We start from the raw sequence: 24,586 nt of genomic DNA on the forward strand, positions 1-24,586 counted from the left end.
ATTACCTTTTTTATCCACTATAGATCCACCTATTATAGCTATATCTGCTCTTAGCGGTAATTCTAAAAGATATTCTTTATCTCCCACTTTTATCTTTTGCTTTCCTTCTTCTACAATTGTTCCTACTCCAGTTTCTGTTAAGAAACCACCTATACCTGAACCGCCACATCTTATCTGCTCTGCTAATGTGCCTTGAGGTACTAAGTCTACTGCTATTTCTTTTGCATTCATCTGTCTTCCAGTTTCAGGATTCAATCCAATATGGGATGCTATAACTTTTTTAGCTTGTTTATTCATTATTAATTTTCCGATACCCTTATCTGGAAATCCTGTATCGTTTGCTATTATAGTTAGATCTTTTACTCCTTTTTTGACTATTGCATCAATAATAGGTTCTGGAGTTCCTACTCCCATAAAACCACCTATCATAACAGTCATTCCATCTTTTATATGTTCCATTACTTCATCAATACTTTTGACTTTATTCATTATTCATCACCTTCACTTTAATTTGTGTTTTGTCATAGTTATTTATAGCAACTCCTGTGCCAAAGTATTAACTTGACAAATCTTTTTTACTTAAAAAATGTATAACTATTGAAAATACTGGGTTCAATCATCATTTTTTGTTTTTATAATTTCCTGTTTTCTTCATTGATAATATAATATCAATGAAAACGTTATTCAGATTTTGATTCATTTTTGTATCAAATTACTACAATTTGAATAAAAAGTGCCATATTTGTGTTTTTTGTTTTGATGTTAAAATGTATTATTTCAATGCATTTTTGTATCAAAGACTTATATGACACAAAACAACAAAGTATAAAATAAAAATATTTTCATATATAGATGCCTTAATTAGATGCTTAAATTATAAAAAATATTTATTTGGTAGCAGTTAACATAAGTTAAACATTTTAGAGGACAGAGGACATTGAAGAAAAAAAACTTACCTTCACTGTCCTCTATCCTCTTTCAATTGTCCTCTAAAAATATATTTACTCTGCTGCTATTTCCGCTACTGGGTCTTTCTTAATTCTCATTACTACAAAGAAAGATATTACTGTACATATAACTAATCCAATAGCACACATTCCATACAAACTTCTAAATGCTTCAATACCTGTAATTGTTGATATAAGAAGTTGGATAAATGGAGATGATAAGAATCCAATATGAATACCAGCAGTTACAATACCATATGCACTGTCTCTTTTAGATAGTTCAACTTTTGTTGATGTTAAGTTCAAAATATAAGGTGGAAGTAATCCAGAACCAAAACCAATCAAACAATTAGCAATACATTGAACTGCAAAACTGTGAGTGAAATACATTACTACATATCCTACAGCAAAGATAGCTATAGATATAGGAACTAAATAATTTTTTGTTTTGTGATAAAAATTCGGAAAAACTATTCCCGATATAATACTAATTCCTCCTGGAAGTGAAATTGCTATACCAATCATCCAAGGTAAACCAATGTGTTCTGTAACCATGAACAATGCAGTATTATTAATATTAAATGAGAAAAACATCCAGTTAACTGCCATAAAAAGAAGTAATCCATATACTATCTTCGGAACCCCTTTTCCTGAAGTTTGTGTATTTGATGCAGCAGGCTGAGCAACTGGAGGACATTTTGGTAATCCAGCCATTGCAACAAACATTATGAGAATACAAACAGTAAAGCATAAGAATGGATATTTCCATCCAAGTGTTAAAATAAACCCTACTGCAATACTGTCAAGTACATTAGCTACATTAGCTACACTGGTAGTTGCACCAAGCATTCTCTCTCTTTGAGTTCCTGTAAACAGTTCTGCAATAATAGAATTTGGAAGCGGTAATACCATACCAACCCCTATACCAGTGATTAATCTAAAGACTAATACTTGATGCAGCGTATGACAGAAAAATGGTGTGATACCTGCAAGACCATAAATAAGTAATCCTATTATAATCAAATTCTTTTTATCGTATTTCTTAGCCAGTTTTCCTGCAATTATACTAAAAGGAATTGATGCAAAGAACGGCATAACTACAACTAGCTGTAATTCAAAAGTTGAAGCAGTAGGAAATGCTTTTCCTACTTCACCTAATATTGGAGCAACTACTGAAAGTTCATATATCCAAACAAAGGGTATTAACAGAATCGTAAAAACATTAAATTTTGACAATTTTTTATTACTCATAGGTAACCTCCTTGATATTTTATTAACAATATAATATATATAACTGCCTTTAACAAATTAAAAATCCTCATTGTTAAGATTGTTTTTAAACAATATGTCTTGAAAATTTTTTGCATAACAAAATATGTTCGGCAAACCTTCCACAGCTACTTGCCCAAGCTATTTTACAAATAACAATATAGTTATGCCCTTATCTTTTAGATTTAATTATCAGATTTAATAATAACAATTTCCAGCTAAAAGATAAGGGATAAATCAAAATAAAATTGAAGTAAAATTAGGAATTATATAATATATTCTAACGATTTTTATTTTTTAGTTTATAGTTTTGATAATTTAAAATTAAAATCCACCATAGGTGTAAACTCTATCTGCTACATCTTTATTTACATCATCTTCATCTATTTCAGCAACGCAGCGAACCATAGATCCATCGCCCATGTACCATCTGATTGGTAGACATAAGAATCTGAAGCGTTTTCCAGATACTTTATCTAAATCTCCACCAAGGTTTTCAACACCAACGATGCCATGTCCTAACATTTCTTTATGGCAAGGTTCCCATGTTCCCCAGCATCCGATTGCTTCTAGATCACCGAATTTAGCATCATAGGCCTCTTGGCCGTGCAACTCTGATGTATTCTTCTTTGTCAAACTCAGCATAAGCTTCTTCACCAAACTGCTCTTTGTATTCTTCTGTAATTGGTTTTCCTGAAGCGCCAAGTAAGTTTAATCTAGTAGCTCCATTATTACCCATGGCGGTGTGAAGAGGATGGTCAAGGGCCTGTCCATCCATTGCAACACATTTTACTTTGTGTTTTACAAACCATTTTCCAGCTTCAAGACCTGTTCCACATGCGTAATGATAATATGCCTTTGAATCATCATATTTACGATGCATTCCTGTATTTAAGCAAACAACCATTCCTTCTAATTCTTCTGGTTTAATATTTGCACGTTTGCAAGCATCTTCAAGATGTGCTGCTGTGATTAATTCCCAACGTCCAACTTTGATTTCTAAGCAAACTGCATCGCCCATGTATGCATCAACTGGCATTTCATGAGTATAACGAGCTCTCTTTCCATCGAATTCAATTTCCATAACATGACGTGGCGCATCACAGTGTGTACCAGTGTGTTGTACACAATCTATTCTTTGTGTAAGAACTCCGCCTTTTGCCATTGTGTGCATAGAATCAATTACTGGCTTTACAAAGTAAGGCCAACGTGGTATATCTGCACTGAACGGATGTGTTAAATCTATATATACTTTCTTTCCCATTTTTATATTCCTCCTAGAATTTCATAATTATTTTTTCAATGTTTAAATATCTAAGCATATTTTTAGCAGAGGACAGATGACAGTGAAGGTAAGTTTTCTTCCTTACGTCAGAAAACTAATTTATTTCTTGTGGATTTGTTTCACTAAAGCGAAACATCATCGGTTTAATTAATCATGGCTTAATTAAACCTTATTTACCAAAGGTAAAATTAAAGATTTTTCGTAGTATAACGGAGAAAAATCCACCTTCACTGTCCTCTGTCAAATGTCCTCTGTCCTCTAATAAAGCAGAATCACAATTTGCTTATGTTTAATTGAAAATTTTGTATATGCTAAAAGCTGAATTAAATTTTAGTTAGCCCAATATCCGCCTTCTGTAGCAACATTAGCACCTGTCATAAAGTCACTTGCACTAGAAGCAAGGAAAATGCATGGTCCTACAAAGTCTTCTGGTTCTCCAAGACGACCAATTGGAAGACGTTTTAAGAAGTTCTTATAAACAGCACTTTCTGGATCAAACATCCATTCAGTTAAGTCTGAACGGAACACTGTTGGATTAACTGTATTAACATTTATTCCATATTTTGAAGTCCATTCGCATGCAAGTGATTGAGCCATAAGATCGATACCAGCTTTTGCTGTACAGTAACCTGTGTAGTTAGCCATACCCATCTTTGAACGAGCAGAAGATACCATTATAACTTTTCCGCCTTTTCCTTGTTCAATCATCTTTTGTCCAACATATTTACAGAATAACCATGTTCCTTGAACATCTGAGTCCATAATCTTTTTCCACTCAGTTAACTCTTGTTCTACTATTGGTTGTGGATTATTATATCCTGCTGCTGTTACTAATACATTGATTTCTCCAAATTTAGCAACTGTATCATTAACAACTTTTTGTACATCTGCTTCTATTGCTGGGTCTCCTGTTGAATATCCACATTCAATTCCTGCTGCTTCCAATTCATCACAAAGAGCTTTACATTTTGCATCTCCACGTCCTGTAACGAAAACCTTCATACCTGCATGTCCATAACCAAAAGCAATTGCTCTTCCGAAAGCACCTGTAGCTCCTGTTATAAGGGCAACTTTTCCTTTAACATCAAATAAGTTGTTTACAAATTGTTTATCAAGCATTTTATTCTCTCCTTAATACTTAATTTTTATAACTGATCTTATTTATAGCTTATAACTACTAAAACTGTAGCTACTGTATTTGTTTCATTAATCATTTCTCTTCCTTCATTTGGTCCCATGAAAATAGAGTCATTCTTTTTAAGTACAAATGTTTCATCTTTTGATTTTACTGTAATTTCTCCATCTAATACGAAGTATATTTTCTCAGTTGGTGAATCTTCATATGCATATTCAGCACCACCACCTGGTAAGAAATAAGACATTCCCATCCAAAATTGTTTTGCTCCTGTTTCTTCTGTTCCGTGTAATTTCATTGATCTCATGTCAAAATGTAATGGAGCAAGATATGCTTTTACATCCTTTAATTCAACTTTTTTCATTTTAATTTTCCTCCTTAAATTTGGTATCTATAATTATATTTTTGTTTTTCACACTTATATATTTAGCAAGTGCCGTGCCAAAGTGTTAAAAAACTCACAAAATCTTATTTATATTTTTTAAAAACAGCTTGAAAGTATTGATTCTATTACAAAAAAAATTTTAACAATCTATTTGGATTTGATTGTTAAAATTACCTCAATGAAAACGTTTGATAACTCACAAAGCTTTTTTAATACAAAATCGAATCGTTTTTTGCTGAGAAAAATCAAAAAACCATTACATATATGGTTTTTTATCGTAATTCAATTTTGTATCGAACCAATTTGTATTTGTATCAATATTAAACGGTCAAAGACTTTATAAAAAAGTTAACTCTTTTAAATAAAAAAATACATCTATTTAATTTGACCTGTTTGAGTAATCATCACGCTTTCTATTTTAAAATCATACTATATAAAAAATATCTAAAACAGGTGAATAACATGGGTAATAATGATACTACTGAATTAAAAGACTTAATATTTAAAATTGCCGGGATAATATCTGGCAATGAAGGTTGTTATAATTCTATAAATCAGTATGATGGTTCTGCATCAAGTATAGGACTATTACAATGGAATGGTCTTAGAGCAAAAAGACTGCTAAAAATTATTATAAGTAAAGACGAAGAACAGGCTAAAACAATTTTAGATGGAACCAACATTTTAGATGATGTGAACAAAGATGATGAGTTTTGGGATAATAAAATATTAGACTCTTTTGAATGTAAAGCAATACGAAAATTATTAATCACCGAGAAAGGAGTAATTGCTCAAATTGAACTACTACTGGTGGATATAGAGGCATATATAAATCATGGAAAAAAGCTAGGAATAAAGGATAAAAAAGCTCTAGCATTTTTTGCTGACCTAGAAAATCAGATTGGATCCTATAGAGCTGAAAAAATAATACAGAGCATTGATCCCGAAAAAGAATTGACTATGCTTAACATTTTAACCGCCTCAGCACTGGAGCCATCCTTAACTCATACCATATCAAGACGGAAATGCACCTATGAAAGAATAATAAATGAAATTTAAGCATCAGACTATTACTTTAAATCTGATGCTTAAATTTCTCACTTATAAAAACTTTTATAGAATAAAATAATCTATATTTATAATTCCTCAGTTATTATTTTCATATGTTCACCACTAGTTTGAAAGGAGCCTTCACCGTATTCATCATCAAAGTTATTATTGCCCCAAAACTTAAATATCTTAAAAATTACCATTGTTCCAAGATCAAAAGGTCCTACTATAAAATCTCCGCTATTATCAGTTATAACATACCCAATTAGTTTTATATCTAATGGATCTTCTTGATAATTTTTACCTGCCTTAAATACTTGAACTAAAGCTTCAGGTACTCTTTTAGGGTCCTTTAGATTGTCATCCCATACTGTACCATAAATAACTCTTTTCTCAGTACTGTTTAATATAAAATCTAAATTCATTTGTTCCACTTCATTTTTAACTAGTATGTCATATCTTGTTAAAATTCTATTCACGTTTTTTCCTCCTTTATATAATAAAAAGCTTAACTGCAATTAAATAAAACTATTATATTCTATGAATTGAAAAAATTTATGTGACTATTTAAACCCGAAGGTTAAACAATAGCTTACTATCAAACATATACTATAAGGAATTCTAAATATAAAAGAGGTTTGAAAAAAGGAGGCTAAAATTTTGTGCGTATATTGTTTTTTTTAAGTGGTACAATGTGGCGACATACCCTTCCAGAAGGATTTATAGAAGCTGGGCATGAAGTTGAAATTACAGATACCCTTGATGAAGAGATGATTAAAAATAAAATGCTTCAGTTTAATCCTGACTTTTCTATGAGTCTTGGTTGGGGACATGAGCAGATTACTAAAAATCAGCTTATTATAAGAAGATGTGTAAAGACCTCAAAGGTTCCACATATATACTGGTCTATTGAAGATCCTGCTTTCACATTTTCTTTTTCATTACCTCTAATTCAAAGAGTTCAACCTGATTTTGTATTTAGTATTTGCCCTTACATTGTTGATTTTTATCGAAAAATTGGAATTAAATCTGCTTATATGGATTTTGGATTTTCTCATAAAATTCATAAACCTGTTAACTATGATAAAGCTTATGATAGTTCAATTTCTTTGGTTGCTAATGCTTACCCTAATGTACTAAAAAATCACCCTAAGCATTACAGGCATACTTCTATAAAAACACTAATAATTCCACTATTAAAGAATAATATGAGAATTGATTTTTGGGGTAAGGATTGGGATAAAATGGACTCCTATCTTGACTTTCACATTCCAAAGGAATGGCTTCATGGATATTTATATTATAGAGATGCAAATAAGGTTTACTGCTCCTCCAAAATAATATTAGGCTTACAAAACTATCCTAATCAACTTACTCAAAGAACCTATGAAATATTAGCATCTGGCGGATTTCTACTAACTTCTAATACACCAGCAGTAAACCGCTTATTTAAATCTAATGAACATCTAATAACCTCTTCATCCGTCGAGGATACAGTGGCACTTGTAAATTACTACTTAGAAAATTCTGACGAAAGACAAAAAATAGCTGGTTATGGTAAAACAGCTTTATCTGGTTGTAGTTATAAAGATAAGGCTGACTATATAATTGAAACCTTAAAAAAATATCGCATAATTTAATAAGCTTTGTTCATTAAAATAAAAGAGGAAATTGTACCTCTTTTATTTTAATATTGTACTAACTGTTACAAGCTTATATTGTCTTGCTTCTAAATTCACAATAGCTCTATCAGTAGCCTCTGCGGTGTTATTACCTGCAATATGCATAAGTACAATATCTCCATTTTTTGAATTTACTAATATTCTATTTACTATTGACTGCATAGGCGGCAATGTCCAATCTAAGGTATCAATGCTCCAATAAATACTATATTTATATCCAGCTTCACCAACAGCTTTTAAAACCTCAGTATTCCAATGCCCAAATGGATGCCTAAATAATGTAGTTTTAATTCCAGTCACAGCTTTTATTGCTTTTTCTCCCTCTATAACAGTCTTAAGCATATCACTATAAGATATTTGGGTCATGTCAGGATGATCTAAGGAATGATTAGCTATTTCATGGCCTTCTGAAACTATTCTATTAACCAGTGCTGGAAATTTATTTGCCCAAACTCCTGTTGTAAAAAATGTACATTTCACATTATTCTTTTTTAGTACATTTAGTATTTCAGAAGTTTCCGAATCCTTAGTACCAGTATCATAGGTAAAGGCAATCTGCTTTTTATTTATATTTCCGTGTTTTATAAGAATAGATGGTGATTCATTATCTCGAATCATATTCAAAACATATACACCTTCTTTTAATAAGTTATATCATATATAAATTCTATTACATATTATGATACTAATACAAAAAAGTTCGAGGTGAATTTCAGTGAAAATTCTTTTCTTGCAAAGCCATCCTATGTGGATACATGGGCTTCCAAATGGCTTTAGGGATATTGGACATGAAGTAAAAGTATCTGGCGAACTAACAAAGGACAATATTCCCGAAATGATTTTAAGTTTTAAACCAGATTTGATTATCAGTATTGGCTGGACCAATGACACTGCTAATGAAAAGGTGAATTGGATAAGAAAGTATGTTAAGTTATATAAAATTCCTCATGTATACTGGGCCACAGAAGATCCAACTCATACCTTCAGTTTTACATTACCTCTAATTCAAAAAATGCAACCTAATTTTGTATTTACAATTTGCAAAGAAAGAATAAATTATTATAAAAAACTTGGAATCAAAGCCGACTATTTAGACTTTGGCTTTCACCCCAAAGTAAATTGCTTTACAGGTGTGGAAAATAAATATCATTGTTCTATAGCCGTAGTTGCCAACGGATATCCAAAAAACTTAACAATATACCCAAAACACTACAGGATACAATCTCTTAAAACACTTCTCTCTCCTCTTATTAAAGAAAATATTAGAGTGGATTTTTTTGGTTGGGGATGGGAGAATTTATCTTTTATACTGGGTGAAAATATACCAAAAGAATGGATTCATGGATATTTAGATTATACCCTTGCAAGCCAAGTTTACAGTTCTTCTGATATAATATTAGGCATACAAAATCATCGTACACAAGTTACTCAAAGAACCTATGAAATTCTTGCTTCCAAAGGTTTTTTGCTGACCTCTGATACTCCAAAAATAAGAAGTTTATTTATTCCTGGAAGGGATATAGTAGTTTCTTCCTCGCCTCAGGAAACGCTGGATTTGGTTAGGTACTATCTAAAAGATAAAACAAAGCGTGAAGAAATAAGGAATAATGGTCAGCAAGCAGTCCAGGTTCATCATTACAAGAACAGAGCTAAGTATATGTTAGAGGTCTTAGAAACTGAACATATACTAATAGAAAAGTAGAAGATATATAATTATGTCTTCTACCTTTCAATTATTAAAAAATAGCTTGGGCAAGTAGCTGTGGAAAACCTGCCAAGATATCTTTTTATCTAACTTATTTTGCTAATATTGTTTCTAAACTTATATATTGTACACAATAGTATTATACAACATATTTGTTTTATAACAAAGATTGCTGAAATTATGGGAATAGACCCTCATGACAACACACTGATGCATCATTTACACCTATATTTTAAGATATTGGAGTATATTAACTAAATCTATTCAAGATATTCCAGTATCTTGAACGAAAGATATATACTGAAAAAATCATCAATATCATTTAAATCAACATTCATAATTTCTTCTATTTTACTAATTCGATAATATAAAGTATTTCTATGCACATGCATTGACGCCGCTAGCTCTGACTGATTTTTAAAACTCATTATATAAGATTGAAGAATTTTAAGGTAATTTGTTTTATTCTCACAATCATAATTCATTAATGTAAAAATTGAGGGATGACAGAATTCCTTAAGTGCCTCCTGACCAGAACATAAATCAAACATATTTTGCAGAATATAATCATCATAAAAAAATAGAAGCATATCTTTTTTTAAGTGCTTTCCTGCGCTAATTCCATCAAGTGCTTGCTTATAGTATTTCTTCAAATCAAGCAATCTACAAAAATTACGACTAACTCCACTAAACATACCAGTGTCTTTCATAAATTGTTTCAACTTTTCTAGTTGAATATCACTTAATTTTTTATCAGTCCTAGTTCCAACTACTACAACTATAGACCTTTCATATAATACACAAATGGCATTTCCAAATACATTTTCAAAAAATCCACTAACATATTTAATCGGAATATTAGATATCTCCTTTTGATTTGTGGTAACAACAATCACTCTCAAGTTTTTCTTTAAATTCCAGCTAACAAATTTAAGCTTTTCTTCTAGAGTTTCTTGGTCTTTCACTTTACCATCTAACAGATCCACAATCAGTAGTTCAAGCTTACTCCCATCCAGGTTTTCATAATACTTGTGCTTTTGCAACTCCAGTGAAACTGTATCGCTTAAGCTTTTAATTAATAACATATCAGTCTCACTAAAAGGCTTAAAAGCCTCAAGTACAACGACCTGACCTATAACTTTATTACCTATAAAAATATTTGACCATAACCTTGATATCTTTACTTTCCCTTCTAGGTCAAAGGTAGGTCTTAACATATAATTTTTATTTTGTTCTATGCTAATTTTCTTTTTTTCCTTCTGAAGAGTTTTATATTCAGCATCACTCATATTTTTAAAATATACAGGTATCTTCACATTATTTGTGCTTTCTATAAATCCATTCTTCATAAGATACTGAAAACCATCATATGGTTGATAACCTTTGGAAGTAAGCTCTTTCCATACATAATCATCCACCATAATATCTTGTGTAAAAGCAAGTATACTAAAGCTTATATCTCTTACAAAAATAGGATTTCCAATAAGTTGAAAACCCATATTAATAATCTCTTGAATCCCATTTCCTTGCGAAAGAGTTTCCAGTAATTTAGATGAACCCTCTGTTAATTTTATGTATTCAGAAAAAATATCTAGAACCTTGTTAAAAACAGCTAATACACAATCACCAGATATAAAAATAATATTAAAGTTGTCATTTGTACTAATAGAAGTAGGCATTGAAGCTTCTGATACAATTAAAATATTGCCTTTAGTTAAAATATCTAGTGTTACTTCAAGATTTGACATGTCTCCTACATAAAGAGTATTAGGATCAAAATCCAAAAGTCCAGGTTCTAAGTAGTTGATATACTTAATATTAGTTATATCTTCTCTGTTAATATACACCTTAGGTTTGTATTGACTTAAATTTTCCACAAGATTACTGATATGCATATCCATAAGCTTCCTCCTATAACATTGTGCATAAGCACAAAACTTAAAGACAATTATTTAAACACATGTCCATTGTGATAAAAATAACTTGATAGTAAACTATTTCATAGAAACGCAATTATATTGATAATAACATAAAAAGGAGTTGAATCAAATAATGGTCGACAATACAATCTCAAAAACTATAAAAAAAGCTGTTGCCATAGGTTCATTGTTAACTATTTCAACAAGTATAACAGCCTGCAGCTTAACTAACAAATCTGATGACAAGTCAACCAATAATACTAAAACCACTGCAAAAGATCAAACCAAATTCGCAAATGGTGAGAAAAAACCAAATGTAATTTATATTATCCTTGATGATATCGGTTTCTCAGATTTAGGTTGCTATGGTTCAGAAATAAGAACTCCAAACATAGATCAGCTTGCTGCAAACGGTTTGCGCTATAATAATTTTAATACTTGTCCCTTTTCCTCAGCAACAAGAGCATCTCTTCTCACTGGTAGAGAAAATAATTCCGTTGGAATGGGACAAGTAGCAAATGTATCATTAGAAGCAGACAGACCTAATTTGCAAGGAAGTATAACTCCTGAAGCAGGGACCGTGGCAGAAATGTTGCAAGATAAAGGTTTTAGTACATTTGCTGTTGGAAAGTGGCATGCTGCACCTACTAATACAGTAACACCTGCAGGACCATTTAAATATTGGCCATTAGCTAAAGGTTTTGACAAATACTATGGATTTATGGATGGTGAAACAGACCAATATAATCCACAGCTGGTAAATGGAAATGAAGTGGTACAAGCACCAAAGACTGAGGGATATAACCTTAATGAGGACTTATTAGCACATGCAAAGCAATATATTACTGATCAGGTTTCACTATATCCAGACCAACCTTTCTTTATGAATTATGCTTTTGGGACTGGACATTCTCCTCAACAGGTTCCTAAAAATTACATTGATAGCTATAAAGGTGTCTATGATAAAGGCTGGGATGCAGTACGTCAAGACCGTTTTAATAAAGAAAAACAGCTTGGGATAATTCCATCTAATGCTACCCTAACTACTTCAGATCCTACTGTAAAACCATGGAATAGTCTTTCAGAGGATCAAAAGAAGCTTTATGCTCGATTTATGGAGAATTATGCTGGATACATAACACAAGCAGACGAAGAAGTAGGTAAATTGATAAGTTACCTAAAAGAAGTAGGACAATATGACAATACTATGATTGTTCTTCTTGGTGGAGATAATGGTGCAACCAAAGATGGTGGACCTGATGGTACTGACAGCTTTATCGGTGCCATGTCTGCTGGAAGAAATCCATCAGCAAAGGATCTTATGGCTAAATATAACTACATTGGTAGTTCAGAAATGCAAGCCTTATATCCTAAAGGATGGGCTCAGGTATCTAATACTCCTTTCCAAAATTACAAGGGAAGTGTATACCAAGGCGCTTTACGTAATGGACTTATAATATCATGGCCTAAAGGTATCAAAGACAAGGGCAGCATCAGAAGCCAGTATGTTCATGTAACGGATATAACTCCTACAGTTCTTGATGTACTTAAATTTGAAGCTCCAAAGGTTCTTAAGGGAGTTACTCAAATGCCAATGTATGGTACTAGTATTGCAAGTACCTTTGATAATGCTAAGGCTCCTGAGATTAGGGATACTGCAATTACTTATAATGCACCTAATAGGGCTATTTATAATAAAGGCTGGAAAGCTATTGCTACACATAAAAATGGTACTTCTTTTGATAACGATAAGTGGGAATTATACAATGTAAGTGAAGACTATTCCGAATCTAAGAATGTTGCAGATAAATATCCAGATAAACTAAAAGAACTTCAGAAATTGTTTATGTCAGAGGCAGAAAAATACAAAATATTACCATTGAAAGAGCTTAGTCCTAGAGATATGGGATATGTCAAAAAGGGTTCTGCTGCAGACCGTAGTACATTCAAATATTATCCTGGAGTTGGTCACATCAACGTATCAGCTGCACCACCAATAAATGCTAACAGTTTTACTATAACAGTTCCTGTTACTAGAGATAATACATCCACCTCAGGAGTTCTTGCTGCAATGGGTGATAATATGGGTGGTTATACCTTCTATGTGAAGGATAATAAACTTGTATTCTTATACAATAAATTTGAAACAATTTCTAAGATAACCTCCAATATTGATGTACCAGTTGGAAAATCTGAATTGAAGTTTGACTTCAAGAGAACAAGTATGGCTAGTGGTACAGGAACATTATATATAAATGGACAAAATGTAGGTCAGGGTGAAATACAAACTACTGCTCAGGTTACATTAGAAGGTTTAGATATTGGAAAAGATACTCTGTTACCTGTATCTAAAGATTATAAAGATTTAGGTGAATTTCCGTTTACAGGTAAATTTGATTATGTACAATTCAATATTACTAAGTTTGTACCAAATAATCAAAATGGTGCAAAAAAACAATAGTTTATAAATTAAATAAATGAGAAAATGCATGGGAAACCCTTCAGCTGTACTCAATAAATTATATGGCAAGATTCCCATGCTTTCTCTATATAATTATAAGACTAAATGAATAAATAATTCAATTTAATAAATGTGTGAAGGAGTTGAATGTAATGAAAAAAGATATGATAGGAAAAGGTTTTCATATCTTAACTAAGCCTATAGGTCCTATTTGTAATTTGAATTGTAAATACTGTTTCTATACAGAGAAAAAGGCACTTTATCCAGAAAAAAAGGATTTTAGAATGTCAGATGAAGTTCTTGAAGCCTTCATTCATAAATATATATCCTCACAACAGATTCCTGAAATACAGTTTGTATGGCAGGGAGGAGAACCTACTCTAATGAACCTTGATTTTTTTCATAAAGTAATTTCACTACAAAAGAAATATGCTGACGGCAAGAAAATAATAAATTCACTGCAAACTAATGGAACTCTCATAGATGATAAATGGTGTAAATTTCTTAAGGAAAATGACTTTTTAGTTGGATTAAGTTTAGATGGACCAGCTGAACTACATGATTTATATCGTATATATGTTAATGGAAATCCTACTTTAAATAAGGTAATCAATACACTTTATTTATTAAAAGAATATGAAATTCCATATAATGTTCTTTTGTGTGTAACAAAAGAATCTTCCAAATATCCAATAAAGGTATACAACTTTTTAAAAAAATTAGGAGTGGAGTATATACAATTTACACCTGTAGTTGAAAGAATTCCAGATGATATGTCAGCTCAAATAGGATTAAAACATGCATCCCCTGCTTCAAAAAATGATGAAAATCAGCAAAAATTAGTAACTGATTTTAGTGTTGAAGCTGGATCATATGGGAACTTTTTAATAAAAATATTTGATGAATGGATTCAAAAAGATGTAGGTTCCATATATGTAATGAACTTTGAATGGGCACTTGAAGCCTGGATGGGACTGCCTTCAACAATATGCATATTTTCAAAACAGTGCGGAAGGGCACTGGCAATAGAACATAATGGTGATATTTATTCCTGTGATCATTATGTTTATCCAGAATACTATTTAGGAAACATCCTAGTGAGTAATCCTAAGGAAATGGTTGAAATGAACAAACAGAAAGCTTTTGGACAAAATAAGGAAAGCTCCCTTCCTGAAGTATGTAGAGAATGTGAAGTTAAATTTGCATGCAATGGTGAATGTCCTAGGCACCGTTTTGTTAGAACCTATGATAATAAACCAGGGCTTAGTTATCTTTGTCAGGATTATAAAAAATTTTTTAGGCATATACACAAGTATATGAAGGTAATGGTTCAGCTTATTGAAAATAATCTTCCTGCATCTAAAGTAATGGATGTGATAAAAGGACCTCTTGTAATTACCAAAAAATAAACTTCTATTATTTTACTAAATTTATTGGCTATGATAAAACAATGATTTTTTAAGTTATTATCCTAATTGATTCAAAAAATATAATTTAAGTTCTAAGTCAAAAAAACTATAATTAAAATGATGTAAATAAGATAATCACTCTTAATGTCAAAGATACTTCTGGTAACACATTAGATAGTATAGCTGATTCAAGAGTTATTGCTGGAAATAGCACTCTTAGTGCAGCAACTGTAGATCAAAGTACAGTTCAGCTTTACTATGATAGAGATGACCTAAAAATTGATCTTAAGTTCTCAAAATCCATTAATGATTTAGATCCAAGTGATTTTACACTTAATGGTATAAAACCAGATAGTGGATATGTGAATGGAGATAAGGTGACTCTTATTTGGAAGGATAGTAGTAAGAGTAATATTGTATCAGGTACTAAGGTACAATATGATTATGATAACACTAATATTCAAAATTCTGATGTAAATACTGAACCATCCGCAATTGATGTTATTAAAGATAAAGGAGTAAAGGCTGTACTTAAGATTGCAGATGGTACAACTGCAAAGACTAATGATGTATCAGGAAAGCCAATAGCTTCAACATCAGATACTAAGTCATATAGCAGTGAGTTAATTCCTTATGATTATTTAGCGGCACCAAAGACTGCACCAGATTACTGGGTAGTGGAGTCTCCAGCAACAACAGGAACTGATGAAGCAGCTATATTACTTACATTTGATACTCCTCTAGATGAACACAGCGGTATAAAAACAGATGATTTTATATTTACAGCAGCTGATGGCACTAAATTGGATGTCAATAATGTGAGTATTAGTGGTAATACTGTTAAATTTACATTTTACGGTACAAGATATGATAGCTATTTTACAAAGAATAATAAAATTTCTATAAGAGCTAAGAGTTCAGTATCAATTAGAACGCAAAGAGATGCTGATGGAAATTATGCTGGCTATACTCCATCAAATGATGACTGTCACCCTAACTCTATATGCACGTCTCTATTAAACTCTTGCATCAAAGTTTAATTTTTGCACAGCCTGCTAAGAAAGGCATCAATGAAAAACTTGGTGTAAACTAGAAAAGTAGAAGATCTATAATTATATCTTCTACCCTTCAATTATTTTAAAAATAGCTTGGGCAAGTAGCTGTGTAAAACCTGCCAAGATATCTTTTTACCTAACTTGTTTGGCTAATACTGTTTCTAATTTATATATTTCACAGTAGTATTATATAACATATTTATTTTATAACAAAATGATAAAGAGAAATGAGTTCATTCCAAAACATAACAATATTTAAAAATATACTTTAGGTTACAGGCTCTTCTTTACGTAACGCATCATCAAAACCCGCAGCAAAATCTGTAACTTCTTCCCCCTTAGGAAGAACAAGATTTAGGATTATCGATGCAAGAGCACCTACAACTATTGCAGATCCGAAAATATAGCTAAATAGTAATGGCATCTTAGCAACTATTGTTGCTGGAATTATGTTTGCACCAATACAAGATAAAACTGAAAGACCTATAATCATTTGGTTTCTGTCGTTAAAAAGATATGATTTAACGCTGTCAAATCCACTCATCGTTATTAAAACAGCTACAATTGAATATGCTCTCCAAATAACTGTAGATGGAATGATAGCAATAAGGGCCATAAGCTTTGGACAAAGTGCCATAGCAATGCAGACTGCACCTGCACCTACTGCAGCAAAGCGACTGTATACTTTAGTTAAAGCTAAAACTCCAGGGTTTGATCCATAACTTGTAACAGGAAGTGAACCGAATAAGGGTGCAATAATACAACCAATCGCTTCTCCAATTACCCCTATATTTACACGTTTTTCATCCATGTTATACTTTACAATTAGTGAAATTGATAACTAAAATCTTCTTTTTTTATTTATCACCAGTTGCTGCTGCAATCATCGCCTTAACATTTTCCGGCTTAGCATTATACGGAATATCACAACCAGATGCTAATATAAATCCAGATGGTCCAAGATCATTAATTAGCTTCTTACTGTAATTGTATACTTCATCCGGAGTAGCTACAGAGAACATAGCAGATGTAACATCCCCCATTATACACATATGATCTCCTAGTACTTCCTTTATCTTATATATATCTGTACTTCCATCAGGTGTTATAATACACTTGCCCTTTGGAAGCTCCTTGAAGAATTCCAAATCACGCTCCCAATTAGAATCTAAATGAAGTATGGGAATAATTCCTTCTTCTATGGCCAAATTAACTAGTTGTTTAAAATATGGCCATACAAAACGTTTCCAAAACTTTGGCGCTAAGAAACTGCTAGCTGAACGCCATCCACCAACCCATGCTCCAAGAGGTTTGAAAGTTCGTATTTCTTTTCTCATATTTTCCATGTAATCCACCATAGCTGCATCCATAGCTTCTTGAACTTTGTCAGGAATTTTATAAAGGTCTTTCATAAACCTAACCATAGAACGTCCACCACAGAAGTATTCATAAGGAGTAGTATAAACAAAAGGTGCTAATACTGGCAAGCCAGCATCTGCGAAATTTTGTATACTTTCAGCCGTAAAAGGTGCTAAATTTTCAATAACTTTATCTAGTGCATGGTCTAATTTGTTTGCTTGAAACTCCTTTAAAAAAGCATTATATCCTTTTTCTATAATTACATCATAATCCTCTACTGTCATCAGTTCAGCTTCAGCCATTTGCCATAACTTATTTTCTCCTAACTCACGTCCTGGAAGCTCAATATTTGAAAACCATTGTGGACAAAGTACAAATGGATAAAATACCTGTTGTTGAACTCCATCGATTTCACCTAGAGATGTATAAGCTTCAAGCATAGTTTTATTGCACATTCTTGGATTCATAGCAAATTCAGATAGCTTTACCCCTTTGTATTGTGCACAAAAAGCACTCCCTACTGGGAGAACAGGTACTCTGTCAGGCTTTCCTAGTGCAACAGCTGTCTTTATTCTATCTAAACGTTCATTATATAACTCTTGATTAGTTTTCATATCCTTATACCCCCACAAATTGTTTACAGTAATCTACTGTATTTTGTGCATTCTTGGCTACTATATCTGCCCTCATATATTTACCAGCAGCATCGTCTACTGGTCCACCTCCGACTAGTATCTTTGTATCATTTCTTAGCCCTGCCTCTTCTATTGCTTGTACACATTCCTTTACATTATCAAAACATGTAGTTAGAAGACAGGATATACCAACTACTTTAGGTTTATATTGTTTAATAGCCTCAATAAATTTTACTGTAGGCACATCAACTCCTAAATCGATTACTTCGAAACCATTACTTCTCATTACTGTAGTTACAATATTTTTTCCTATATCGTGGATATCATCATATATTGTTCCTAATACAAAAACTCCATTTTTAGATTCTCTAGCGTTTTCCATACCTCCAAGTAATTCTGAAGCTTCATTAAACACTTCTGCAGACATTATAAGTTCTGATAAGAAGTATTCCTTTTCCTCAAATCTCTTTCCTACAATTCCCATACCTTCCTGTAGGCTTTCTATAATCTTCAAGCTATCTACTCCCTGATCTTTTAATGTTTTCACCTCTTCTAATACAACATCCTCATCAAGGTCAGCCATAGCTTCTATTAGTCTTTTACTCATAATATATATCCTCCTTTAAAAATTTTAAAAATATATAGATTTAGACTTTTATACTAATTACTATCATAATTAATCACTTTTCTTTTTCATTATTAATAAATTAAATTCATTGTAACTACACCGTCCTTTATATTATTCTTTGATAAATTATCCTAGTCAAATAAACCTTCACGGAATGATTTAATGAACTTTCTTGAAAATCTATCTTGTCCAAGTAATGCCTGCGATGCAATTAAAGCAGCTCTCATTTCTTTATTTGTTGGATCTAATATATAGGAATCCATTCCTCTAGCCATAGTCTGTACCATAAATAATCTGTTCAATACCTTTCTTGCAGGCAGGCTGTAGGATATGTTACTTAATCCACAGGTAGTATGTACTCCTGGGTGACTTTCCATAATATGTTGTATTGCAGACAATACTTCTATTCCATTTTTCTCTCCAGCACTTATTGGCTTTATTAAAGGGTCTATGTATATATCATCTACATTAACTCCTTCTGCAGTTAACTTTGTGATTATTGTATGTGCGATTCTGATTCTATCCTCGTTTGTTTTAGGCATACCACCATCATCTATGCATAATGCTACAATTTTAGCGTTAAACTCTTTTACCAAAGGCAGCACTGCGTTCCATCTTGGAGTTTCATCAGTTATTGAGTTTATCATTGGTTTAGCATTGGTAGCTTTTTTTAATCCTGCTCTTAGAGCCAATGGATTAGGGCTGTCTATACATAGCGGTAATTTAGTTGCCTGAAGTATATTATCAATTAACCATTCCATAGTTTCCACCTCAGTCTCTATGCATGTACCACAGTTTACATCAATGTATGTTGCTCCAGCTTCGTCCTGTGCCTTTGCAATTTGCTGTATATATTGTCCATCTTTCTTTTCAACAGCCTCACGTATCGCTTTTCTACTTGTATTTATTAGTTCTCCAATAATTAACATTTATTTACCTCCATATATTTACCTCCATACTATATATGTCTCATATATTTACACCTTGTGGTATTGAAACCGTTTTATTATCATGTGTAAATATTACCATTCCATCCTTCACATGTCATTGTTCAAAAAGTTAGAATATTCTATACTGATAATTATGCTTTTTGCACAATTATATAATTTATAATATTAATGCATAATTCTGAGTTATAAAGTATAATTGCTTTAAGGTGATAAATATGAATATTTCTTTAGAAATGATTATAGAAAAATTACGATATCATAAGTTAGAAACATACTTAACTAATCAAGAGAATGAAAATGTAGAGTCCATTAAGCTAATTACTGAAGATCAAACTTATTTTGAGCCATCTATATTATATATAACTAGTGCCTCACGCTTTCCACTCATTGAGAATTATGATTGCCCAATTAATTTACTATGTATCAAGGATGTTCCTATATCCTCTAAATACAAGGAAATTTCCAGCTTAAATTTAATAGTCCTTAAAGACAATATTGATCTATTTATAATTTTTAATGAAGTACAAGATATATTAATGAGGTTTAACAAATGGAGCTCAAAATTGATGAATTCACTTATAAGTAACAAAGGTTTACAACAAATTTTAAATATTGGATACGAGCTCATTGAAAATCCAATAATTCTTTTTGATACTAGTTTTAAAATACTGAGCCATATAAGAGTCAATGAACTTGATGAATCATTATGGAAGGAAGCTTTAATTAAAGGCTATTTTCCCAAAGAATATATCTCTAAAATTATATCTTTTAAATGTGTTGAAAAGGTATACAAAAGTCGTTTTCCTGTATTAGAAAACTTACCATCTGAAAAATACGAAAAAATGGTATCTAATATAATAATTCATAACAAAATTGTTGCTCACCTTAAAGTTTTTCAACATAATAGACCTTTTAGTAAAAGTGACTTTGAACTAGTTTCTTTTTTGTGCAGTGTAATTTCTTCTGAAATGCAAAAAATAAAATTTTTTCAAAGTACCAAGGGAGTAATGTATGAATACTTCATTGCAGATTTATTAGATGGAAAAATTAAAGAAGAAGATTTAATTGAGGAAAGAATAAAATACTTAGATTTAAATTTTAAGGAAAACCTTTATGTGCTTTCAGTAGCAATAGATAACTTTGATAACGAAAATTCTCCTATATCTCAAATAAGAGATTACTTAGAAAATATACTTAGTGGTGGTAGGTCCATCATTTATAAAGATTACATTGTTATAATAATAACCAGCAATAAAACTACAGTTTCAGAAAAAGATTTGAGAGTTTTGGAAACTTTCTTCCATAATAATAAACTTTGTGCTGGACTTAGCCGTCATTTTACTAAACTAACAGACATACATAAGTACTTTTCACAATCTTTGAAATCAATGGAATTAGGCAGTCGAATACATAAGAAGATATCTTTTTTTCAATACAATGACTATGCAATATATGATATGATGAATGTTTATTCATCAGAAGCCTTAAAAGATTTTTACAATCCTTCATTTCTCACTCTTATAGAATATGATAAAAAACACAATACGAATTATGTCCAAACTCTTTATATCTACATCTCAAATGATAAAAACAAGGTAGCCTCAGCAGATTTGCTACATATTCACCGTAACACACTTAATTATCGAATAGCAAAAATCAATGAAATTATGCAAGTAGACTTAAACAACAGGGATTTACTTTTCCATATAAATCTTTCATTTAAAATACTTGAGTTTGTTAACAAAAGGTAATATATCCAATGTCAAATAGCTTCTGAGCTAATTGACATTGGATTTTCTATTTTATTTTCCCGAAGCAGCAGCAACCATTGCTTTTACATTTTCTAATTTTGCATTTGGAGGAATATCACAACCCTGTGATAGAATAAATCCATTTCCCATGTCCTTGATAAGCTTAGTACTATAATCATATACTTCATCTGAAGTTCCAATGGCAAGCATAGCTGCAGGTACATCACCCATGATACACATATGATCTCCTAATATTTCTTTAATCTTATAGATATCTGTAGCATGATCCGTACCGAATACACATTTCCCTTTTGGCAGTGAACGGAAAAACTCCAAATCTCGTTCCCAATTTGCATCCATATGGAAATAGCAAATTGCCCCCTCTTCTATTATTGTTTTAGCTAATTTTTTTGTATATGGCCATACAAAACGTTCCCAAATTTTTCTAGACATAAATTCACTGGCTCCACGCATTCCATTGAACCAAACTCCATATGGTTTAACTGCTCGTATTTGTTGTCTTAATCCCTCAAGCAGTTCAGGCATTGCCGCATCCATAGCTGCTTGTACTTTATCAGGAATTTTAAAAAGATCTCTACTAAACTTAACCATTGAACGCCCTCCTGTAAAGCTTTCAAATGGTATACCAGTTCCAAGCGGTGAAAATGTCACAATTCCAGCATCTTTATAATTCTTAATGGCTTTAGGTGTAAATTTACCTATTGATTGCAACTTTTCAAGTAAGTTATTTTCTGGAGTACTTAGTCTGTTAATAGCATAGTCAACAAAAAAATAATTCCATCCCTTTTCAATTATAGTATCGTAATCTTCCACTTTCATTAATTCCTTTTCATCCATCTGCCAAAGGGTACCTTCCTTTAGATCACGACCTGGAATCTTTATGTTAGCAAGCCAAGCAGCTGGAAAAACGTTCACATTCATATGAGGCATTTCAATACCGTCTACTTCACCAAGCGATAATACTCCCTTTAATTGAGTTTGGTTAGACAATTCACTACTTATGCAAAACTCAGATAATTTTACACCTAGTTGGTTGGCAAAAAAGGCATCTCCCATTAGAACTACAGGTGTGCGATCTGCCTTTTCTAACGCTACTGCAGCGTTAATCCTTTTTAAACTATCATTATATTTTTCTATTGTTGTTTTCATTTTAGTCCACCCCCACAAATTTATATACATTAAATTGAGTTTATCGCAAAATTCTGATAAAATCTTTGTATATATTTACTAAAAACAGGAGTGAAAATTTGTTCATTTTGCACTATACTTTTATTGTAAGAGGTGATTTTCCTATGAATATAAATCTTAATATCCTTGCTCAAAAATTAAAATTGTATAGTCCTGAGTTGTATCTATCATATACTAATTCTCAACCACTCTCTGGCGTGAAACTCCTTGATAAAAACGAAAAAAAGTTTGAAGCAGATTGTTTATATATTGGAAAGCTTTCAAACCTTCAACATCTTTCTTTTGGTGAATATCCTATAAATATTGTCTGCATTGCTGATAAGACAGTTTCTCAGAAATATACCAAAATGAACAATGTAAATCTTCTAATCCTAAGAAAAAACACTAATCTTACATCACTTCTTATTGAAATATTAGATTATTTTACAAAAGAACAGGAACGTAATCAAAGATTAACAAGACTATTAAAAGCATTTACTCATGGAAAAGATATTCAGCACATAATAGATATAGGCTATGAAGTTATTGAAAATCCGATTTTTCTAATAGATACAAGCTTTAAGCTGCTAGCATATACAAAAGATATTAAGGTAGCTGACTTCCAATGGAATGATTTAGTTGAAAATGGATATTTTCGCAGTGAATTAGTTTTTAGTTTTAGAATTGAAAGAGCTATTGAAAAAGTAATAAAAAGCACTTATCCAGTACTGTTTGAAGCAGATAAGCCTTCGAATATCAGTGAAGCTAAAGTAGAAAGTATTCCAGCCTTAGAACATTCACGTATCATATCAAATGTTATTATTGACGATAAAATAGTTGCTTACTTATGTGTTGTTGAATACTCAAGAAAATTTAAACATTATGATATTGAACTCACTGAAATACTTTGCAATGCAGTTTCCTCAGAAATGCGTAAAAGCAGTTTTTTTTCCAAAACCAAAGGTATGATGTATGAATACTTTATTGCAGATTTATTAAGTGGCAGTATCAATGATATTAAAATTGTTGAAAATCGAATTAAATATTTAGATTGGAAGCTAAAAAGAAACTTTTGTGTAGTTGTAATTACTGACAGACAATTTGATAAGGACAATACTCCTTTCAATTACATAAGAACACTATTAGAAAACGCAATAGGCAGCAGTAAATCCATTGAGTATGATGGCGCTATTGTACTAATATTTAACAATAACAAAGAAAGGCCAATTTGTGAATCTGATATCAAAACTCTCAAAGAATTTCTTTTAAAGTATAACCTATGTGGAGGTATTAGCCACAATTTTAACAACCTAATTGATGTAAAAAAGTCCTACAAGCAAGCATTGAGAGCTATTGAAATAGGTTATCGTATCAACAAAGAGTCTATTCTTTATTACTATAAGGATTTTACGATATTTGATATGTTTGACATTTGCTCTACACAAAGAAATTTAAAAGATATATGTCATCCTGCATTAATACTCTTACTTGAATATGATAAAAAATATAAAACAAATTATGCTGAAACTTTGCATTCCTATGTTTCAAATGGTCAAAGCCAGACAAAATCGGCAAGTGCTTTAAATATTCATCGTAATACTCTCATTTATCGCATAACAAAGATTGCTCAAATTATGGGGATAGATCTTTATGACAACACATTAATGCTTCATTTACATCTTTCATTTAAGATATTAGAATATATGAATTTAATAGAAAGTAAAAGCATGTAGTTTTTGTTACACTTTAAACCACATGCTTTTCTTTAACATG

The 24,586-nt window shown here is 31.6% G+C and carries 22 protein-coding genes; 8 read left to right on the top strand and 14 right to left on the bottom strand.

What is annotated here, in order from left to right; genetic code table 11:
* The 6 genes from I6U48_RS15550 to I6U48_RS15570 all read right to left on the bottom strand — a co-directional run.
* The coding region (locus tag I6U48_RS15550) for a 3-oxoacid CoA-transferase subunit A (protein ID WP_218321390.1) at positions 1–489 on the bottom strand (489 nt) is incomplete at its 3' end.
* Positions 490–1,001: 512 nt separating this feature from the next.
* Entirely contained in the window at positions 1,002–2,198 is a 1,197-nt protein-coding gene (locus I6U48_RS15555) for an MFS transporter (protein WP_218321391.1), read from the bottom strand.
* A 342-nt stretch (positions 2,199–2,540) separates the two neighbouring features.
* Entirely contained in the window at positions 2,541–2,861 is a 321-nt protein-coding gene (locus I6U48_RS30505) for a cyclase family protein (RefSeq protein WP_246615382.1), read from the bottom strand.
* Positions 2,806–3,480, bottom strand: coding sequence for a cyclase family protein (locus tag I6U48_RS15560; protein ID WP_246615383.1), 675 nt, complete (start codon positions 3,478–3,480; stop codon positions 2,806–2,808). The genes I6U48_RS30505 and I6U48_RS15560 overlap by 56 nt, the downstream gene beginning before the upstream one ends.
* Before the next feature lie 351 nt (positions 3,481–3,831).
* Entirely contained in the window at positions 3,832–4,620 is a 789-nt protein-coding gene (locus tag I6U48_RS15565) for an SDR family NAD(P)-dependent oxidoreductase (protein ID WP_218321392.1), read from the bottom strand.
* 38 nt (positions 4,621–4,658) lie between these two features.
* A complete protein-coding gene (locus tag I6U48_RS15570) occupies positions 4,659–5,000 on the bottom strand; it encodes a cupin domain-containing protein (RefSeq protein WP_218321393.1) in 342 nt (113 codons plus the stop codon).
* Between the two features lie 483 nt (positions 5,001–5,483).
* Here I6U48_RS15570 and I6U48_RS15575 point away from each other — a divergent pair, with 483 nt between their 5' ends.
* Positions 5,484–6,080 carry a hypothetical protein gene (locus I6U48_RS15575; RefSeq protein WP_218321394.1) on the top strand — a complete coding sequence of 199 codons (597 nt, stop codon included), beginning with the start codon at positions 5,484–5,486 and terminating at the stop codon, positions 6,078–6,080.
* A gap of 77 nt (positions 6,081–6,157) precedes the next feature.
* On the opposite strand, the gene I6U48_RS15580 is transcribed toward I6U48_RS15575, so the two are convergent.
* Entirely contained in the window at positions 6,158–6,550 is a 393-nt protein-coding gene (locus I6U48_RS15580; protein ID WP_218321395.1) for a hypothetical protein, read from the bottom strand.
* A 183-nt stretch (positions 6,551–6,733) separates the two neighbouring features.
* Between I6U48_RS15580 and I6U48_RS15585 the strand changes: the two genes are divergently transcribed.
* Positions 6,734–7,711 (top strand): CgeB family protein, encoded by a 978-nt coding sequence (locus I6U48_RS15585; protein ID WP_218321396.1) that lies wholly within the window; start codon positions 6,734–6,736, stop codon positions 7,709–7,711.
* Between the two features lie 42 nt (positions 7,712–7,753).
* Here the strand turns inward: I6U48_RS15585 and I6U48_RS15590 are convergent, their stop codons facing one another.
* Positions 7,754–8,371, bottom strand: coding sequence for a polysaccharide deacetylase family protein (locus I6U48_RS15590; protein ID WP_246615386.1), 618 nt, complete (start codon positions 8,369–8,371; stop codon positions 7,754–7,756).
* A 97-nt stretch (positions 8,372–8,468) separates the two neighbouring features.
* On the opposite strand from I6U48_RS15590, the gene I6U48_RS15595 reads away from it, so the two are divergent.
* A complete protein-coding gene (locus tag I6U48_RS15595; RefSeq protein WP_218321398.1) occupies positions 8,469–9,455 on the top strand; it encodes a CgeB family protein in 987 nt (328 codons plus the stop codon).
* Positions 9,456–9,718: 263 nt separating this feature from the next.
* Here the strand turns inward: I6U48_RS15595 and I6U48_RS15600 are convergent, their stop codons facing one another.
* Positions 9,719–11,359, bottom strand: a complete 1,641-nt coding sequence (locus tag I6U48_RS15600) for a PucR family transcriptional regulator (protein ID WP_218321399.1) — start codon at positions 11,357–11,359, stop codon at positions 9,719–9,721.
* Positions 11,360–11,510: 151 nt separating this feature from the next.
* Here I6U48_RS15600 and I6U48_RS15605 point away from each other — a divergent pair, with 151 nt between their 5' ends.
* From I6U48_RS15605 to I6U48_RS15615, 3 genes are all read left to right on the top strand, one after another.
* A complete protein-coding gene (locus tag I6U48_RS15605) occupies positions 11,511–13,838 on the top strand; it encodes an arylsulfatase (protein ID WP_218321400.1) in 2,328 nt (775 codons plus the stop codon).
* Positions 13,839–13,990: 152 nt separating this feature from the next.
* A complete protein-coding gene (locus I6U48_RS15610) occupies positions 13,991–15,247 on the top strand; it encodes an anaerobic sulfatase maturase (protein ID WP_218321401.1) in 1,257 nt (418 codons plus the stop codon).
* A gap of 362 nt (positions 15,248–15,609) precedes the next feature.
* Positions 15,610–16,287, top strand: a complete 678-nt coding sequence (locus I6U48_RS15615) for a hypothetical protein (RefSeq protein WP_218321402.1) — start codon at positions 15,610–15,612, stop codon at positions 16,285–16,287.
* Between the two features lie 283 nt (positions 16,288–16,570).
* On the opposite strand, the gene I6U48_RS15620 is transcribed toward I6U48_RS15615, so the two are convergent.
* From I6U48_RS15620 to I6U48_RS15635, 4 genes are all read right to left on the bottom strand, one after another.
* Positions 16,571–17,113, bottom strand: coding sequence for a solute carrier family 23 protein (locus I6U48_RS15620; RefSeq protein WP_218321403.1), 543 nt, complete (start codon positions 17,111–17,113; stop codon positions 16,571–16,573).
* A gap of 46 nt (positions 17,114–17,159) precedes the next feature.
* Positions 17,160–18,275 (bottom strand): uroporphyrinogen decarboxylase family protein, encoded by a 1,116-nt coding sequence (locus I6U48_RS15625; RefSeq protein ID WP_218321404.1) that lies wholly within the window; start codon positions 18,273–18,275, stop codon positions 17,160–17,162.
* A 4-nt stretch (positions 18,276–18,279) separates the two neighbouring features.
* The gene (locus I6U48_RS15630; protein ID WP_218321405.1) at positions 18,280–18,903 is read right to left on the bottom strand and encodes a cobalamin B12-binding domain-containing protein; all 624 of its coding nucleotides are present in this window, start codon (positions 18,901–18,903) and stop codon (positions 18,280–18,282) included.
* 152 nt (positions 18,904–19,055) lie between these two features.
* Positions 19,056–19,853, bottom strand: a complete 798-nt coding sequence (locus I6U48_RS15635; RefSeq protein ID WP_218321406.1) for a methyltetrahydrofolate cobalamin methyltransferase — start codon at positions 19,851–19,853, stop codon at positions 19,056–19,058.
* Positions 19,854–20,089: 236 nt separating this feature from the next.
* On the opposite strand from I6U48_RS15635, the gene I6U48_RS15640 reads away from it, so the two are divergent.
* Positions 20,090–21,625, top strand: a complete 1,536-nt coding sequence (locus I6U48_RS15640; RefSeq protein ID WP_218321407.1) for a PucR family transcriptional regulator — start codon at positions 20,090–20,092, stop codon at positions 21,623–21,625.
* Positions 21,626–21,676: 51 nt separating this feature from the next.
* Here the strand turns inward: I6U48_RS15640 and I6U48_RS15645 are convergent, their stop codons facing one another.
* A complete protein-coding gene (locus tag I6U48_RS15645) occupies positions 21,677–22,795 on the bottom strand; it encodes a uroporphyrinogen decarboxylase family protein (protein WP_218321408.1) in 1,119 nt (372 codons plus the stop codon).
* Between the two features lie 143 nt (positions 22,796–22,938).
* On the opposite strand from I6U48_RS15645, the gene I6U48_RS15650 reads away from it, so the two are divergent.
* The gene (locus tag I6U48_RS15650; protein WP_218321409.1) at positions 22,939–24,546 is read left to right on the top strand and encodes a helix-turn-helix domain-containing protein; all 1,608 of its coding nucleotides are present in this window, start codon (positions 22,939–22,941) and stop codon (positions 24,544–24,546) included.
* The last annotated feature ends 40 nt before the right edge of the window (positions 24,547–24,586 follow it).

Origin of the sequence: Clostridium thailandense, assembly GCF_019207025.1 — a bacterium.
GTDB lineage: Bacteria > Bacillota > Clostridia > Clostridiales > Clostridiaceae > Clostridium_AM > Clostridium_AM thailandense.

What these genes read in the sequence shown, in the direction of transcription:
- I6U48_RS15555 (WP_218321391.1), bottom strand. Translation starts at nt 2,198, where the DNA reads ATGAGTAATAAAAAATTGTCAAAATTTAATGTTTTTACGATTCTGTTA.
- I6U48_RS30505 (WP_246615382.1), bottom strand. Translation starts at nt 2,861, where the DNA reads ATGCTGAGTTTGACAAAGAAGAATACATCAGAGTTGCACGGCCAAGAG.
- I6U48_RS15560 (WP_246615383.1), bottom strand. Translation starts at nt 3,480, where the DNA reads ATGGGAAAGAAAGTATATATAGATTTAACACATCCGTTCAGTGCAGAT.
- I6U48_RS15565 (WP_218321392.1), bottom strand. Translation starts at nt 4,620, where the DNA reads ATGCTTGATAAACAATTTGTAAACAACTTATTTGATGTTAAAGGAAAA.
- I6U48_RS15570 (WP_218321393.1), bottom strand. Translation starts at nt 5,000, where the DNA reads ATGAAAAAAGTTGAATTAAAGGATGTAAAAGCATATCTTGCTCCATTA.
- I6U48_RS15575 (WP_218321394.1), top strand. Translation starts at nt 5,484, where the DNA reads ATGGGTAATAATGATACTACTGAATTAAAAGACTTAATATTTAAAATT.
- I6U48_RS15590 (WP_246615386.1), bottom strand. Translation starts at nt 8,371, where the DNA reads ATGATTCGAGATAATGAATCACCATCTATTCTTATAAAACACGGAAAT.
- I6U48_RS15600 (WP_218321399.1), bottom strand. Translation starts at nt 11,359, where the DNA reads ATGGATATGCATATCAGTAATCTTGTGGAAAATTTAAGTCAATACAAA.
- I6U48_RS15605 (WP_218321400.1), top strand. Translation starts at nt 11,511, where the DNA reads ATGGTCGACAATACAATCTCAAAAACTATAAAAAAAGCTGTTGCCATA.
- I6U48_RS15610 (WP_218321401.1), top strand. Translation starts at nt 13,991, where the DNA reads ATGAAAAAAGATATGATAGGAAAAGGTTTTCATATCTTAACTAAGCCT.
- I6U48_RS15620 (WP_218321403.1), bottom strand. Translation starts at nt 17,113, where the DNA reads ATGGATGAAAAACGTGTAAATATAGGGGTAATTGGAGAAGCGATTGGT.
- I6U48_RS15625 (WP_218321404.1), bottom strand. Translation starts at nt 18,275, where the DNA reads ATGAAAACTAATCAAGAGTTATATAATGAACGTTTAGATAGAATAAAG.
- I6U48_RS15630 (WP_218321405.1), bottom strand. Translation starts at nt 18,903, where the DNA reads ATGAGTAAAAGACTAATAGAAGCTATGGCTGACCTTGATGAGGATGTT.
- I6U48_RS15635 (WP_218321406.1), bottom strand. Translation starts at nt 19,853, where the DNA reads ATGTTAATTATTGGAGAACTAATAAATACAAGTAGAAAAGCGATACGT.
- I6U48_RS15640 (WP_218321407.1), top strand. Translation starts at nt 20,090, where the DNA reads ATGAATATTTCTTTAGAAATGATTATAGAAAAATTACGATATCATAAG.
- I6U48_RS15645 (WP_218321408.1), bottom strand. Translation starts at nt 22,795, where the DNA reads ATGAAAACAACAATAGAAAAATATAATGATAGTTTAAAAAGGATTAAC.
- I6U48_RS15650 (WP_218321409.1), top strand. Translation starts at nt 22,939, where the DNA reads ATGAATATAAATCTTAATATCCTTGCTCAAAAATTAAAATTGTATAGT.